This window comes from Vibrio sp. Vb1018 (genome assembly GCF_033338775.1).
Lineage (GTDB): Bacteria > Pseudomonadota > Gammaproteobacteria > Enterobacterales > Vibrionaceae > Vibrio > Vibrio alginolyticus.
On sequence record NZ_JAWOTI010000005.1, the window covers coordinates 63595 to 78563 of the forward strand.

Annotated in this window: 12 protein-coding genes; 9 read left to right on the top strand and 3 right to left on the bottom strand. The window is 42.6% G+C overall.

The genetic code is table 11. The features are described from left to right. Nucleotides 1-25 precede the first annotated feature (25 nt). Genes R7Z10_RS07530 through R7Z10_RS07540 form a run of 3 tightly spaced genes read left to right on the top strand, consistent with a single transcriptional unit; the run spans nucleotide 26 to nucleotide 3248 of the window. A complete protein-coding gene (locus R7Z10_RS07530; protein ID WP_054576918.1) occupies nucleotides 26-1444 on the top strand; it encodes a DASS family sodium-coupled anion symporter in 1419 nt (472 codons plus the stop codon). 6 nt (nucleotides 1445-1450) lie between these two features. Next, nucleotides 1451-2788 carry an ATP-binding protein gene (locus tag R7Z10_RS07535; RefSeq protein WP_005389108.1) on the top strand — a complete coding sequence of 446 codons (1338 nt, stop codon included), beginning with the start codon at nucleotides 1451-1453 and terminating at the stop codon, nucleotides 2786-2788. Next, entirely contained in the window at nucleotides 2775-3248 is a 474-nt protein-coding gene (locus R7Z10_RS07540) for a response regulator (protein ID WP_053303110.1), read from the top strand. Before R7Z10_RS07535 ends, R7Z10_RS07540 begins: the two co-directional genes overlap by 14 nt. 107 nt (nucleotides 3249-3355) lie before the next feature. Here R7Z10_RS07540 and R7Z10_RS07545 read toward each other — a convergent pair whose 3' ends face one another. Next, nucleotides 3356-5059, bottom strand: coding sequence for a bifunctional diguanylate cyclase/phosphodiesterase (locus R7Z10_RS07545; RefSeq protein WP_005377743.1), 1704 nt, complete (start codon nucleotides 5057-5059; stop codon nucleotides 3356-3358). Between the two features lie 487 nt (nucleotides 5060-5546). Here R7Z10_RS07545 and R7Z10_RS07550 point away from each other — a divergent pair, with 487 nt between their 5' ends. The 4 genes from R7Z10_RS07550 to R7Z10_RS07565 all read left to right on the top strand — a co-directional run bounded on the left by R7Z10_RS07550 (nucleotide 5547) and on the right by R7Z10_RS07565 (nucleotide 10251). Beyond that, the gene (locus tag R7Z10_RS07550) at nucleotides 5547-6764 is read left to right on the top strand and encodes an HD-GYP domain-containing protein (RefSeq protein WP_213869198.1); all 1218 of its coding nucleotides are present in this window, start codon (nucleotides 5547-5549) and stop codon (nucleotides 6762-6764) included. A 202-nt stretch (nucleotides 6765-6966) separates the two neighbouring features. Continuing rightward, nucleotides 6967-7590 carry a LysE family translocator gene (locus R7Z10_RS07555; RefSeq protein ID WP_318104504.1) on the top strand — a complete coding sequence of 208 codons (624 nt, stop codon included), beginning with the start codon at nucleotides 6967-6969 and terminating at the stop codon, nucleotides 7588-7590. A gap of 212 nt (nucleotides 7591-7802) precedes the next feature. Beyond that, entirely contained in the window at nucleotides 7803-9347 is a 1545-nt protein-coding gene (locus R7Z10_RS07560; RefSeq protein WP_318104506.1) for a YjjI family glycine radical enzyme, read from the top strand. Nucleotides 9348-9369: 22 nt separating this feature from the next. Then, nucleotides 9370-10251, top strand: coding sequence for a YjjW family glycine radical enzyme activase (locus R7Z10_RS07565; RefSeq protein WP_021033867.1), 882 nt, complete (start codon nucleotides 9370-9372; stop codon nucleotides 10249-10251). Nucleotides 10252-10270: 19 nt separating this feature from the next. On the opposite strand, the gene R7Z10_RS07570 is transcribed toward R7Z10_RS07565, so the two are convergent. Next, nucleotides 10271-11209: a LysR family transcriptional regulator gene (locus R7Z10_RS07570; RefSeq protein ID WP_005377737.1), complete on the bottom strand. Its 939-nt coding sequence runs from the start codon at nucleotides 11207-11209 to the stop codon at nucleotides 10271-10273. A gap of 411 nt (nucleotides 11210-11620) precedes the next feature. Here R7Z10_RS07570 and R7Z10_RS07575 point away from each other — a divergent pair, with 411 nt between their 5' ends. Both R7Z10_RS07575 and R7Z10_RS07580 read left to right on the top strand, forming a co-directional pair. Then, on the top strand, nucleotides 11621-12391 hold the full coding sequence (locus R7Z10_RS07575; RefSeq protein ID WP_005377734.1) for a TerC family protein: 771 nt from the start codon (nucleotides 11621-11623) through the stop codon (nucleotides 12389-12391). A 160-nt stretch (nucleotides 12392-12551) separates the two neighbouring features. After that, entirely contained in the window at nucleotides 12552-13154 is a 603-nt protein-coding gene (locus tag R7Z10_RS07580; RefSeq protein WP_154204619.1) for a 2OG-Fe(II) oxygenase, read from the top strand. Between the two features lie 54 nt (nucleotides 13155-13208). On the opposite strand, the gene R7Z10_RS07585 is transcribed toward R7Z10_RS07580, so the two are convergent. After that, nucleotides 13209-14474 (bottom strand): HD domain-containing phosphohydrolase, encoded by a 1266-nt coding sequence (locus R7Z10_RS07585; protein WP_005389088.1) that lies wholly within the window; start codon nucleotides 14472-14474, stop codon nucleotides 13209-13211. Nucleotides 14475-14969 lie beyond the last annotated feature (495 nt).

A 14969-nucleotide genomic window follows, 5' to 3' on the forward strand; every position in this document is an offset into this window, starting at 1 on the left:
CCATCTCAGGAAGAGAAGTAGTACTATGCGCCCTTATCTCAAATACGTTGTTCCAACATTGATACCATTGCTTGTTTGGTTAATGCCTCTCTCTGCGTTCCCATTTGATGGCATTACTATCATCCAGCAAAGAGTGATTGCAATCTTCTTGCTTGCCGCACTTTGCTGGGTATTCGAGCCAATTCCAATCTACGCCACGTCGGTTGTGATCATTGTCCTAGAGCTATTGCTTGTATCAAATAAAGGTATTGTGCTCTTTCGTTTGCAAGAAGGGCAGCCACATTTTGGTGAGCTATTACAATACAACGAGATAATGGCGACCTTCGCTAGTCCGATTATCATGCTCTTCCTCGGCGGTTTCTTTTTGGCTATGGCGGCGACAAAGTACAGGTTAGATGTCAACTTAGCCCGAGTGTTACTCAAACCATTTGGACAAAAACCAAAGTTCGTTATGCTGGGGTTGATGCTGATCACCGCTGTTTTTTCCATGTTTATGTCAAACACCGCAACAACAGCGATGATGTTGTCCATTTTAACCCCTGTGATAGCGGTTTTCGGGCCTAAAGACCCAGGTCGAATTGCATTCGCTTTGTGTATTCCTGTTGCGGCCAACATTGGTGGCATTGGTACTCCAATCGGCACGCCACCGAATGCCATCGCCCTAAAATATTTGGTTGGTGACAACTTAATTACGTTTGGTGAATGGATGGTATTTGGTGTGCCATTCGTTATCGTGATGATGGCGTTAGCCTGGTTTCTGATTGGCTTTTTGTATAAAGCCGAACAAACCACCATCGATCTGAACATTAAAAGCAAGTTTTTGAAAACACCCAAAGCAATAATGGTTTACGTCACCTTTGCCGGCACGATTATTCTTTGGTTGATGGGTTCTGCACATGGAATGAATTCTTACACAGTAGCATTAATTCCGGTCGCAGTGTTCTCATTGACGGGCATCATCAACAAAGAAGACTTGAAGAAAATCTCTTGGGATGTGCTTTGGTTGGTGTCAGGCGGTATTGCTCTGGGTCTTGCTCTAGATAAAACCGGGCTTGCGAAGCTGGTGGTACACAGCATTCCGTTTGATCAGTTCTCGCCATATGTTGTCTTGTTTGGTGCGGCTTTCTTGTGCTTGTTAATGGCAAACTTTATGTCGCATACAGCCACCGCAAACTTGCTGATGCCGATTATGGCTGCGCTGGGTACTTCTATGGCTTCGCTAACGCCTCTCGGCGGTGAAGTTACTCTGATCTTGGTCGTGACATTTGCCGCTTCACTCGGTATGTCGTTACCAATCAGTACGCCACCAAACGCGTTAGCTCATGCAACAGGGCATGTCGAGAGCGGCCAAATGGCTCGTATCGGTGCCGTGCTAGGCGTGATTGGCGTATTACTCAGCTTTGTGATGGTGTGGATTTTACATACTGTTGGGCATATTGGATAACCCACCATGTACGAAACGAAGTTAGACGCGTTAGTACAACGCTATTTTAATCACCTTGAACGCCGATTAACAGTTTTATCCGGGTCGGTGCTTATTGAGCAAGCTGGCTACAACGATCGCTTGTACTATGTGCTGTCGGGAGAACTGGCGGGCTATTACGCGGAAGATGACAAGAAACCGATTCAGGTATTTTCTGCATCTCAAGGTGCGTTTATTGGCGTACATAGTTTCTTTTCTGGTACGTGGACTGCCTCTTCGACAGTGATTGCTCAAACCGATGTTGAATTGGCTTGGATACAGCGCGATACGCCCGCCGTGGAAGAAGCGACATACGGACCATTGACGACACAATTTATGCCTGTGATGGTTAACGAATTATCTCGTCGTCAACGGCGCGCAATGCAAGAGGCATTGGCTAAAGAAAAAGCACTACAAAAGCTTCATACCGCAGAGCAAATGACAACGTTGGGGCAGCTTGCAGCGGGTATTGCTCATGAGTTGAACAATGCGATAGGCGTTGTAAGCAGTAAATCAGAACGGCTAGAGACAGTTATCATGGAACTGCTTGAAGAAGTTCATCCGGAAGCGAGTCAATTTTTTGATTTTGGTTTAATGCAAGGGCAGAAAGTCTCTTCTAGCGAAGCGAGAAAGCGGGGGCGCCACTTCGAAAAATACTACGGTTTAACCAAGGAGGTTGCTCGTGATCTTGCACGTGCCGTTCCAAATAACTTCCTTTCAGAACATTGGCTAAAAAGACCAGAAGAAGCGATACGTTTCTGGCAAATGGGGCGAGATCTGCATGACTTACGCATCGCTTCTAAACATACCGTTGGCATTGTGCGATCCGTAAAACAATTGGGGCGCACGGATATCGACTTGGATGAAGCGATTAACATCAATGATTCAATCAATCGCGCCTTGGCTCTATTGCAAAGTGACTTAAGACGAGTGAGTGTTCGTTTTAGCCCTGCGGATTTACCTGCTTTTATTGGTTCTCAAACCGAACTCGTCCAAGTTTGGGTAAATATCTTAAAGAATGCGTGCGATGCACTTGGTGAAACGGAGAAACCCGGTATCGAAATACATACTCGGGAGAGTAAGGGTAAAATTTTGGTCACGATTGCTAACAACGGACCAGAAATTGATGAAGCGACACGTAGAAAAATTTTCCGGCCAAACTTCACCACTAAAAAGGGGGGATTGTCGTTTGGTTTAGGGTTAGGTCTGTCGATTGTGAAGCGCATTATCGCCGGATATAACGGCTCTATTGTGGTAAAGAGCGACAGTGAAAAAACGATTTTTAGAATCAAGTTACCAGTAGAGGGTGAACATGGAGAAGCTTAATGTAATTTGCGTTGATGACCAACGAGAGGTACTAAGCGCGGTTCTACAAGATTTAGAGCCGTTAAATCAGTGGTTGAATATCGAAGACTGCGAATCAGCAGGTGAGGCTCTAGAACTGATGGATGAATTTGATGCAGAAGGCGAGATGATCGCATTGATTATTTCCGATCATGTGATGCCAGGTAAAACGGGAGTAGAGCTGCTGACCGATGTATCAAAAGACGGTCGTTTTGGCTTTACGAGGAAAGTGCTTCTTACCGGGCAAGCGACGCACACCGATACGATTAATGCGATCAACTCCGCAGGCATTGACCGCTACTTTGAAAAACCATGGCAAGCAAGCCAATTAATAGAGTGCGTTAGAAACCTGGTGACCCAATATATCTTTGATGTGGGCTTAGATTACACTCAGTATCACGAACATTTAGATCAGAGTGTGGTGTTTGAACGTCTACGTTAATCGGGGGACATTAAGCTTGTTTTCGTCACGGCCAGTTAGTGTCTGAAATCTATAGTGAATAGTTCAGCATGTTTAACGTGGCCGTGCGGAATATTGCTCTAGTATGCTTAACTCAACGAATAGCGGCTTGCACTGGCAACAGAAAGTGGCTTAGAGAACCAATAACCTTGCAGATAATCGACGCCCATTTCGGTAAAAAATTCACACATTTTGGCGTCTTCAATTCCCTCAATCACTACTTCAATATTATTTTCCTGGCACATAGTGATAAGAAACTTCAGATATTCTTGTGAAGAGCGGTTGGTTAGTGTTTTCCACGCCATCGACCTATCAATTTTGATTTGTGTCATCGGGAGGTCGAAGAAGCTATTTAATGAACTGTAACCAGATCCAAAGTCATCCAGAGAGAGTGCAAATCCTAGTTCCCTGAGGGTATTCAGAGGGGCAATGGCTGTCTGATTATTATCCAAAATAAACGTTTCTGTTAGTTCCAACACAATAGACTCAGGATCGACACCAACCTCATCCGCCATGGCTTTAATTCGCGCAGGGAATTCACTGTTCATTAACTGAAGTACAGAAACATTCACGTTGACGCGAACTTGGTTTTGGTAACGCTCACGGTAGTTTTTGATAAATTCACACGCTTTGGCAAAGACTTGATATCCGAGCTCGACAATCAAACCTTTGTTCTCTGCGACGGGGATGAATTCGTCTGGGTAAATTTCGCCAAACTCTTTGCTACGCCAGCGAACCAGAGATTCGAAGCTCACTACTTTTGAGCTTTTGGCGTCAATAATTGGCTGAAACTTAACGCTTAATGTCTGTTTTTCTAGTGCACTTTTTAGACCTTGTTCAATAAAGAAATAACGGTCTACGGCATGCTGAGTTTTCTCACTGTAAACCGCAACACGGTCTTTATTCTGCTCGCTTGCGTACTGACAAGTTCGTGCTGCTTTACGTAATATTTCCTCTGCTGAGTGACTTGGATCTATGCAAGGATACAAACCAATACTAATGTTACTTCCTAAGTATTGGCCCTCTTCAATCACTGCCTCGTGGTAGGTTTCCTTTAAACTTTCGGCATAACTTTGCAGCGTTTCTACCGAGCATTCATCGTGAATCAAAATCGCAAAGTCATCATCATGTACGCGATATACAGAACTATTTGGAGAAGGTAGGTGACTGAGAGTTTGTAGCAATTTTTCCACTAACCCATCGACCAACTCGCTGCCATATTGATTTAAGTAAGATTTAATCTCTTCTATCTGAATGTAACAGATAGATGCACAAGAATCGGTGGCTCGCACACTATCTTCAATATCCAGCAAGAGATGGGCGCGATTAGCCATACCTGACGCATTGTCATGAAATGCGACTTGATGAATGTAGCTTTCCATCAGCTTGCGTTCAGAAATATCACGGTGGCTACCAACCATATAATGACCATGTTCTGTTTCTTTGGTCATGGCTACGCCTTCAATCCAGACGTACTGTCCATTGGGTTTACGCACGCGGTAGGTCGTTGTGACTCTCGTGTTGTTGGTAATGATGTGAGCATCGACCCGAGTGGAGAGTCTTTCTCGATCGAGAGGGTGAACAAGGTCTAACCATTGCTCTAAGCTGATTCGACCAGCGTTGATACCAAGCTGCTCATAAAAGCCCTTGTTATAAAATACCATGGTGCCAAACTCATCCATGTAAAAGAGGCCTTCGTTAAATACATCGAAGATATGAATGAATCGTTCTTCGACGATTTTTAGGAACTCTCGGTCACTATCTGAGACTTGTTGGTCAAATATGGTGGTCAAGATATTTCCTCCTCGAGCCTTTTAGCATCAGAGATGAGTGTTGGGGTTGATAACATAGAGTTGATCTGCTGGCGTACATTACAATCACAAAAGTGTCAGTTCAAATTGTTTGGCTATCATTTTATGCGCTACTAGGTTAATAACATACTAAGATTAGGCGGCTAATCATCGACATTTATAAAAAATAGTCAACAGTAAAAATCATTTATAAAATACAGTTATTGATGCCGTCCGCAATCTATAAATATTTATGAATAATTATCCTAAAGTTATTTTCAGTTGTGTCGGTATCAATGTGCTGTTTTCTAACGTCATTTGTATATATGTTATCTTGGATAAAACCATAATAACAAAAAGGACTTAATGAGCGCGACCGATTATTAATTGACAGGATGCTCATTAATTGTAATCAATTCAAATTTATTATCACGCCAAGTAATCAAATCTCTTATAATGCGGACGTTAATATCGAGTAAGCCTTCTTTATATGCAGTACGATCCGAAAAATTCAATCAAAATTGCGCTCGCTGATATCGGCGTTGGTATGTTTGTTACCGCGATAGAGCACAACAAGCGCGTCAATTTAGCCAATGCAGGGCGGATATCTAGCCCTGAAGGCATTAAGAAGCTTGCTACAAGTGGCGTAAAGTATGTTTGGGTAGATCAAACATTATCTTCGCAGCAGTGTGTCTTCAAGCCTGTAGATGAATCAACTGATGCCACTAAAGAGACGCGAGAGCAGAAACACTCCGATTTTAAGAGGGATCAACGAGCTTATCGTTCGAGAGACATCCAACACAAGCGAGCCAAAAGGCTGATCGCCGAAGCAAAAGATTTGGCGCAAAAACTATTGAATCAAACTTTTGAAGGAAAAATCATAGAAGTTGATGAAGTAGAAGCTTGGGCTGACGATGTCATTGAAAGTGTTTTTATTGACTCAGATGCGTTGCAGTGTGTCTCTGCACTCCGAAAAAAAGACTCTTATTTATTGGAACACTCCGTCAATGTCGCTTGTCTTTTAGTGTCATTCGGTAAGTACTTGGGCTTGGATAAACCAACGCTAAAACAGCTTGCTGTAGGTGGCATTATTCATGATGTAGGTAAAATTAAAGTCGATGATAAGATCTTGCACAAGCCAGCGAAGCTAACGCCTGAAGAATTTGAACATATGAAGCTACATCAAGTGTTCGCAGGTGAGATTATCCTTCACGTAAAAGGGCTTAGTGAAGTAAGCCGTGATGTTTGTTTGATGCACCACGAGAAGTTAGATGGCAATGGTTATCCTAGAGGCTTGAAGGGGGATGAGATTCCAATTCACGGCCGTATGAGCTGTATTGTAGATATCTACGATGCGCTAACGGCTGATCGCTGTTACAAAAAAGGCATGAGTTCTGCGGAAGCGTTTAAAATCTTGTTGAGTCTAACGCCATTTCATTTAGACGCAGACTTAGTTTACAAATTCATTAATTGCATTGGGATGTACCCCGTAGGCTCCATTGTCGAGTTGAACGATGGGCGTGTTGGTATTGTTTGGTCTTCAAATGAATCTCAAGCATTAAAGCCAGAAGTGAAATGTTTCTACTCCCGCAAGTATAAACGATACATTGATGTCACGATGGTGGATTTAAAAACGAGTGCGTACAAAATTGAAAGAGCGATCGCGCCTTCATCGTTAGAGATCGATCCTAAGCCTTTTTATGATTAAGAGAAATAGATAAGCTTATACAACAGGCTTTACATCCTTGCATGTAGATCGTATTTTATTTGCATAACTATCTATTAATTTTTTCTAAGTTATTTAGATGCAAGATGGTTATTAAGACCTCGGCTTCATGGATAGAAACCGGGCGATAAAATAGTTCTATACACAATGGGCTATAAACCTCATTTTGCTGGAAGGGATGCCAATGCAAATAGATACATGGATTTTTTACACTCTTGCCATTCTCGTGCTCACAGCTTCACCAGGACCAAGCTCACTGTTGTGTTTAAGTAAAGGAGTGAGTAGTGGGTTTCGTATTGCTTTCATGACTGCACTTGGCAGTTTGTCTGCGATTACGAGCATCCTTACGCTCTCATTTACCGGGCTGGGAGTTGTCATTGCTTCATCTGAGTTAGTTTTTAATATTATCAAATGGTGTGGTGCCGCTTATTTAATCTGGTTAGGTATTCAAGCGTTGCGCTCATCTCAGAGAGATTTTAATAAAACGGCAACGACTCAAAGTTCCGCGACAGCGTTCAGCGCGTTCACTAGTGGTTTCATTGTTGGCGCTAGTAACCCCAAAGCGATAGTCTTTTTCACCGCTTTGTTTCCTCAATTCATTGAACCTTCCGCACCGCTACTGGCTCAATACGCGATTTTCGCGTCTACATTTGTGGTTTTTGAGCTTAGCTGGCTAACATTTTATGCATTGTTAGGGGTAAAAGCCTCCGATTGGTTGTTTGTCTCTGGAAGGGCGAAGTTGTTCAATCGTTTGACTGGTGGAGTATTTATTGGTGCAGGCGTGATGTTGTCGACGGCAAACCGATAAGTAAGACAGATTTCGGTACGCAGTTAGGTTTTCCCATATAGTAAGTTGGAATGCGCTAATTTAGCTTTGTCTTATTTCCAGAATGGAAATAGACGTTTTGTTTATTTTCATTAGTGGCAACAGCCAAGCAGGAGTAAAATCACGTTACTCTTTAGGGGTAGAGCTCGTATTTTGTCTTGTGGGCTTGTGGTTACTTTGTAGGAATATCTTAGATGACAAGCCTTTCTAAACTACAACAACGTTTTCTAGATATCGCGACCGACGTCCGTCTTTCTCCAAAACAGAAGTCGAGTTTTTTAGCTTTAGAGGCGGAAGCGTGCATTCCTTACATGACCGTATCTCCATCACTGAGACAAGCAATGGATGAAGGCATCATCTGCGATATGTTTGAAGGTCATGCACCGTTTAAACCTCGCTATGTGTTGCCTGATTACGCTAAATTTCTATCGCAAGGCTCAGACTATTTAGAGTTGTCTCCGGCTGATGATTTCGATGATGCGTTGAATATGCTTACCATCATTTACCATCATGTTCCTTCGGTAACGAACATTCCGGTTTACTTAGGCCAGTTAGATGATGTCTTGTTGCCTTACATAGGCGACCTAACAGAGAGCCAGATTTACAAAAAGTTAAAACATTTTTGCATCATGCTGGATCGCACATTGCCAGATGCGTTTATGCATGTGAATGTCGGACCGACAGACAACATTATTTGTCGCACTGTTTTAAAAGTAGATGCGGAGCTCAAGCAGATCGCACCGAATCTCACCTTTATGTACGACGAGACAGTTACACCTGATGATTTACTTCGTCAAGCGACACAGAACATTTGTGAATGCAGTAAACCGCATATTGCCAATTACCCAATGCACGCGAAAGCCTACAACGGCTCACGCTTTGGTATTGTAAGTTGCTACAACTCGCTTCCATTAGCAGGTGGCTCGAACACATTGGTGCGAATGAATTTAAAAGAAGTTGCAAAACGAGCATCAGACTGTAACGACTTCTTAAACAGTGCGTTGCCTTCTTACCATCGATTAATGGTCGAGCTCATAAACGCAAGAAGCACGCACTTGCATGAAAAATCGAACTTCTTTCAAGGCTTTTTGACGCAAGAAGGGTTGATAAAAGAGTCCTATTTCGCGCCAATGTATGGCGTTTATGGCATGGCCGAAGCGGTAATCCTTCTATTTGAAAAAGAAGGGCAAATAGGGCGATACGGAAAAAATGATCGAGCAAATACTTTTGCTCATGATGTTTCAGCAACACTGGCTAAACTGGTGGACTCAACCCCGGTGAAATATGGTTTAGATGGCAAAGCGCTCTTACATGCACAAGGCGGCATTAGCTTAGATCATGATGTTACGCCAGGTGTACGTCTGCCTTATGGTGCAGAGCCAGACCCTGTCACTTATGTACAAGCAACGGCGAAGCATCATCAGTATTATCGTGCGGGTATCAGCGATATTTTGACGATTGATGAAACGGTGAAATCTAACCCAGAAGCGATGTTCAATTTATGTAAAGGGGCACTAAATGCTGGTTATCGTGAGTTTACCGCGAATGTCACTTCAAATGACTTAATTCGCGTGACAGGCTACATGATCAAACTTTCAGATGTCGCGAAATATGATAAAGAAGGTTCGAGAACCAACACGACGTTTCTAGGTGCAGAAGCAGCAAAAAATACCAAAATTTTAGAACGCTCGCCACGTGTGGTGAGTCATGAAGTAACACCGACTTACACGCAGGCATAAGTTCGGTTTAGGAAAGAACAAGATGTCTAGACGAAGTGGAAGCCTTTTGGCAAAAGTCACTCGTATCCTTCCTTTCTCTTGTGTTGATGGGCCAGGAAATCGTCTAGTCATCTTTCTACAGGGTTGTAACTATCAGTGTTTGAACTGCCACAATCCTCACACGATAAACCATTGTAATCATTGTGGTGAGTGTGTGAGTGAATGTTCAGCAGGCGCATTGAAGTTCGACGAAAACAACAACGTTGTTTGGCTTAAAGAGGAGTGCACCCACTGCGATCATTGTATAGAGATATGTCAGAACCAATCTAATCCAAAAATTACTGACTACTCTGTAGTAACAATGCTCGATTTGATACGCAAACATCGCTTTTTCATCAGTGGTGTTACTGTATCCGGTGGGGAATCTACCTTACAACTTCCTTTCATTATTGAGCTGTTTAAAGGGATAAAACAAGATCCTGAATTACGGCACCTCTCTTGTTTCATCGACAGTAACGGTTCTTTAGCGGTTGCTGGTTGGCAGCGTATTCTACCTTTTCTGGATGGCGCAATGATCGATTTGAAAGCGTGGCAGACGGAGACGCATCAGTGGCTAACTGGGCGTGATAATCATCGTGTATTTAAAACCCTTCAGTACCTTGTTGAGCACGAAAAATTGTACGAGGTCCGCTTACTGCATATTCCCCAAAAAAGTGATTTAGATATAGAAATCGTAGCAATTGGGCGTTACTTGAGTACTCTTCCTGAATCGGTGCTTATCCGTTTAAATGCCTTTCAGCATCACGGAGTAGTGGGGGAGGCGTTAACTTGGGATATGTGCTCTCATCATGATATCGAACGCTTAAAATCAGAGCTTCGATGCTACGTGAGTAACCCTATCACAGTGCCGACAGTACTCACGTAGTACCGTTGTTTATCTATGCTTACGCATCACAGGCATCTAACATGGCGCAGGCGTCGAGTAATTGTTGCTGTAACCATTTTAAAGCGGGATCGTTTAAGCTCGCTTTGTTCCAAACGAGGCTGTAGGCTACCTGTCCGTAATCGAATGGAAGAGCTTGTTCAACCAAACCTTTTGCTTGCATTGCCGCTCTTGCCCAAAGCTTGGAGCATGTGAACAAGTAATCCGAGTGCTGACACATCACCGCAGCTGAACCAAAGTCGGCTACACGCATGGCCAAGTTTCGCTTTGAATGCCTTTGGGTGAGATTTTGCTCAAAATAAGGTTGTGACAGATCTTTATCATGAATACCGATGTGTCTTGCACAAAGGTAACTTTCAACAGATAGGGGTTGCTCAGCGAGTGGGTTCGATGCTCTCATTAAGCAAACCATTTCGTCTTTCAAAATGGTTTTCCAGACCAAGTCTTTATTTTGTGTGGGTGGTTGGCTGAGATCGTGAGGAAGCAACAAAAAATCCACTTGACCTCTTGCTAATGCATCGAAGCTCATTTCCTCTTTCGCATGGACATTCAAGTGCGCGTGATTGCTCAGTTGTTGGGACAGATGCTGTAGAACTGGCGCAAAGAGCTCAAACGAACTTTCACGCATTGCTAATGAAAAACTACCTTGATAGTAAGCCGGATTAAAAGAGCCTTGATGTAATAACCCATTCATACTGGAGAGTATGCCATGGATTGATGGGCCTATATGCAGCGCAAATGCTGTCGGCACTAAGCGAGTGCCATCACGATAAAAAAGGTCATCCTTTAGCGTTTCGCGCAACTGTCCGAGCGTTTTACTGACGCTCGATGGTGTTACACACAAGCGTTCTGCCGCAAGTGTGACGCTGTGAGTGGTTAACAACATATGTAAAACAGTTAGATGTTTAAGGCTTATACGCGAAAGAGCAATGTAGTCCATAAATAGCATGGTTTCTTATGATTTTTGGCAGTATATCAGCATGAAACAAATTTTTACTATTGTTTATCTCGGAAACACGCCTTTTTCTCTTTGAGCTCAATGCATTTAATGGGTTGCATAAGGGTTGATGGTGCTTATAAGTCTAGAAATTTATCTTAGTTTTGTTGGACTTTAATGCTTTCATTTATTCAATTCTAAAGCTTCTATGTAATTTTAATCAATTTGGAGGAGTTGATTGATTTGTACACGAATTAAACTTGTTCCTTGTTAATTAAAATAGATATTGTTTTGTTGATTGTTTGGTGATTTACTCATGATCCCTCAGTAACAAAGGTATAAATAATTAATGGACGACCCCTTTAGTCGACAAAACCCTTCACCATATGTCTTCTTATTATTGGAGACATGCTCATGCTAGAACTTTTTATGCAACCAGAAGCTTGGGCTATTTTCGCCACTTTGTTTGCGCTTGAAGTTGTCTTAGGCGTTGATAACGTCGTTTTTATCTCTGTCTTATGTGAAAGACTGCCGCTGCACCAACGTAAACTGGCAAGAAACCTTGGTATTGGTCTTGCTGTTATTGCTCGTATTGGTTTAGTGTTTTCAATCTCTTGGATCATGCAATTGACTCAACCGCTATTTTCTTTGGCGAACCAAGCGTTTACCGGAAGAGACGTCATCATGATTGCGGGTGGTGCATTCCTCTTGGCTAAAAGCCTGAAAGAGTTGTGGAGTTGGTTAAATCACAACGAGTCTGCTCACTCAACTCACGCCCGTACTGGTTTAGCGGTAGTTCTGTTGCAGATTGTTGCCGTGGATGCTGTATTCTCGATGGACTCGGTGATAACCGCCGTTGGTTTGACAAGTGATGTCCCACTTATGGTCGCAGCGATTGTTTCGTCTGCTATCGTGATGGTCATGACAGCCGAAAAAATCAATAACCTGGTGTCGTGTTACCCTGGTTTTAAGACGCTTGCTTTGTTATTCCTCGTTTTGTTAGGTGGTTTATTGATGGCAGAAGGCTTCGAAATTCATATCAACAAAGGTTATGTGTATTTTGCGATGGCATTCGGCTTAATTCTGGAACTTTGTCATATCCAGTTAAAAAACAAACAACGCCCGACTATTAAACGTCTTAGTCCGTTGCGAGTTCATCCAACCAGATTAGAAGCTCGTCAATAATAAAAGATATTGCCGCTCATATGAGCGGCATTTTTATATTCGTCATCACCTATTTTTACTCTCTTTTTATTTTGTTGTCGTTTCGACAAAAAATCGCATTTGTTGTGGGGTTGAAGATTTTTTATATAGACCGCCCAACTAATATGAGTGAACGACAATAATGGATAAAATGATCGATGCGTTAGCAACCCATGGCTATTACATCTGGGATGATTTTCTTTCTGAACAAGAAGTGGATCAATTGCGAGACTGCATTCCAAGTAACTGGAAAAAAGCGCGTATTGGTCGTAATGACGATGTGACTCGTATTGAGTCAATTCGAAGTGACAAAATTCAATGGTTGTCGCCCAATATGGGGCACGCGGTTACTTCTTACTTAGATAAGATGGAAGAAATACGCCAAGAAGTGAACCGTCACTTGTTTCTGGGACTTTTTGAGTATGAAGCTCACTTTGCCAAGTACGAGGAAGGGGATTTCTACCAAAAGCATCTAGATTGTTTTAAGGGCAATGAAAACCGTCGATTGACAACCGTTTTTTACATGAACGAATCTTGGACGGAAAAGGATGCTGGTGAATTGGTGGTTTACGATCTAAATGATAATAAGATAGCAACCATCCCTCCTCAATCAGGACGCTTACTTTTATTCTTATCTGAGCAATTCCCGCATGAGGTTTTACCGACCAACGCAGAGCGTTTCAGTATTGCAGGTTGGTTCAGAATCAATGGTGTGCGAGACAATGTACTTGATATTGCAAAATGATTGGTTTGCAACCTGCACAAAATCAGCATAGGGCGTAGATACGCCCTTTATCGATTAAACATTAGTTGATAGCTCGTAACACTCGGTCATGTTTCGCTCTAGCACTGCATAGACGTCAGAACAAAGTTCTTGATTAGCGACTTGCTCGCCCATAATCGCGGCGATTTGTGCTTGAGCCATTCGTCCTCGGTAGGGACGGTCCTGAGACAGAGCTTGGAAGACATCCGCGACAGCAATGATACGCGATGGAACATCGAGCTCGGCGCCTGTTTTGTGATAGGGATAGCCCGACCCGTCTAAACGTTCATGATGATTGGAAGCCCACTCCGCTATTTTCGCGTTAGGGAAGACCTTATGCAATGCGAGCTGAGTATCAATTGTATGGCGTTTGATACGCGTATACTCTTGTTTATTAAGAGAGCCTTCTTTATGAAGAATCTCATCTGGTGTTTTTAACTTTCCGATATCATGCACCAACCCAGCAATAAATAACATCTCTTGGTCGTGCTCACAGAACCCAAGCTTGATGGCTAGATACCGAGATAACTCCGCCACTTTTTGCGAATGTTGATAAGTAAATGGGCTTTTTGCGTCAACAATTCGAGCGATAAACATGCCCAAACTATTCATATCTTGGATGGTGAGCTGTTTTTGAAGCCAATCAATGCTTTTAAAGTTTAATCCGATGGTTTCTATATTTTCAGACTCCATCGCGAACCAAAATGCGTCGGTCATAACGAGCTTAACCATTGCCTTAGCCATGTCTGGATTAAACAAAGTTCCAGCGTTTGCCATGATGCACTCTGCAATTAGTTCTTCATGAAGTGTGACAATGTCACAGTGGCAGTTCATGACGTATTTGGAACGCATAAAATCGAGACGGTCGGCTAAATAGAGTAGGGCAGCGACCTCTTTTTCAAAAGGCGGTAAATCAAGATATTTTAGTTCACTCCAATGTGTATGGTGGTAAAGAACAGGTGTAGCAAACTGACGCAACAAACGACACTGCTTGAGGCTTCGGTATCCTCTTAAGCAATGTGTTTTTACATCTTGTGGCACCAACTCCTCAAGTAACATTTTATGTTCTTGTGTTTCGGAGACCCCACAATCGTGGATCATCCCTGCGAAGTAGCAAAACTCCGCTTTTTCTGGTTCCCAGTTCATGACCCGAGCACATTGGTAAGCGATGTAAGCGACACGATGGCTATGGTGCGTATCATCAACACCGACATAGTCGAGTGCTCGAGCAACCCAGATAAGTGCTTGTTTCAGATCGACTTCAAAGCCCATGTCCGTATGGGAATGGCAAGAATGATTCATGGTTTATACCGACATTGCTAATTAGCCCACGCTAAACCCAAATCAGAAGGTGATAGGAAAGATTGGGTACGACAGCGAATAGACCCCAAAAAGGTGGGCGTTTAGACATAGTTTTGATTATGGGCGGGATAATAATCCTAGTTGCATAATAATATCACCTGAAGCTCATGGTTAAGAGTCAGATATTTGAACTAAGTATAAGTTTTGAAAGATTATTGTTGCTCTTGTTGACTTATTTGAAAACGACAATAAATCATGATGTAACGCATTCTTATTTTTATTTTTGTAAATCGTGTTCGGGCTCAACCAGAGACACACGGTATTGATGTGTGATTAACAGAATTTATATTGTTGTTCTTGAAGGCAAAAAATAAGAAGACTTCTTCGAGGCTTGCTCTGTAACTAACAGAGTATTAGGTAAAGCAGCTTGTTAACAACATGACAATAGAGCGTCGTTGAAAATATTTTCTCTGTAGCTCATGTTGTTGAGGAAAG

Coding starts and splice junctions, on each gene's coding strand:
- R7Z10_RS07565 (WP_021033867.1), top strand. CDS start 9,370: ATGTCTAGACGAAGTGGAAGCCTTTTGGCAAAAGTCACTCGTATCCTT.
- R7Z10_RS07555 (WP_318104504.1), top strand. CDS start 6,967: ATGCAAATAGATACATGGATTTTTTACACTCTTGCCATTCTCGTGCTC.
- R7Z10_RS07585 (WP_005389088.1), bottom strand. CDS start 14,474: ATGAATCATTCTTGCCATTCCCATACGGACATGGGCTTTGAAGTCGAT.
- R7Z10_RS07580 (WP_154204619.1), top strand. CDS start 12,552: ATGGATAAAATGATCGATGCGTTAGCAACCCATGGCTATTACATCTGG.
- R7Z10_RS07535 (WP_005389108.1), top strand. CDS start 1,451: ATGTACGAAACGAAGTTAGACGCGTTAGTACAACGCTATTTTAATCAC.
- R7Z10_RS07570 (WP_005377737.1), bottom strand. CDS start 11,209: ATGGACTACATTGCTCTTTCGCGTATAAGCCTTAAACATCTAACTGTT.
- R7Z10_RS07550 (WP_213869198.1), top strand. CDS start 5,547: ATGCAGTACGATCCGAAAAATTCAATCAAAATTGCGCTCGCTGATATC.
- R7Z10_RS07530 (WP_054576918.1), top strand. CDS start 26: ATGCGCCCTTATCTCAAATACGTTGTTCCAACATTGATACCATTGCTT.
- R7Z10_RS07540 (WP_053303110.1), top strand. CDS start 2,775: ATGGAGAAGCTTAATGTAATTTGCGTTGATGACCAACGAGAGGTACTA.
- R7Z10_RS07560 (WP_318104506.1), top strand. CDS start 7,803: ATGACAAGCCTTTCTAAACTACAACAACGTTTTCTAGATATCGCGACC.
- R7Z10_RS07575 (WP_005377734.1), top strand. CDS start 11,621: ATGCTAGAACTTTTTATGCAACCAGAAGCTTGGGCTATTTTCGCCACT.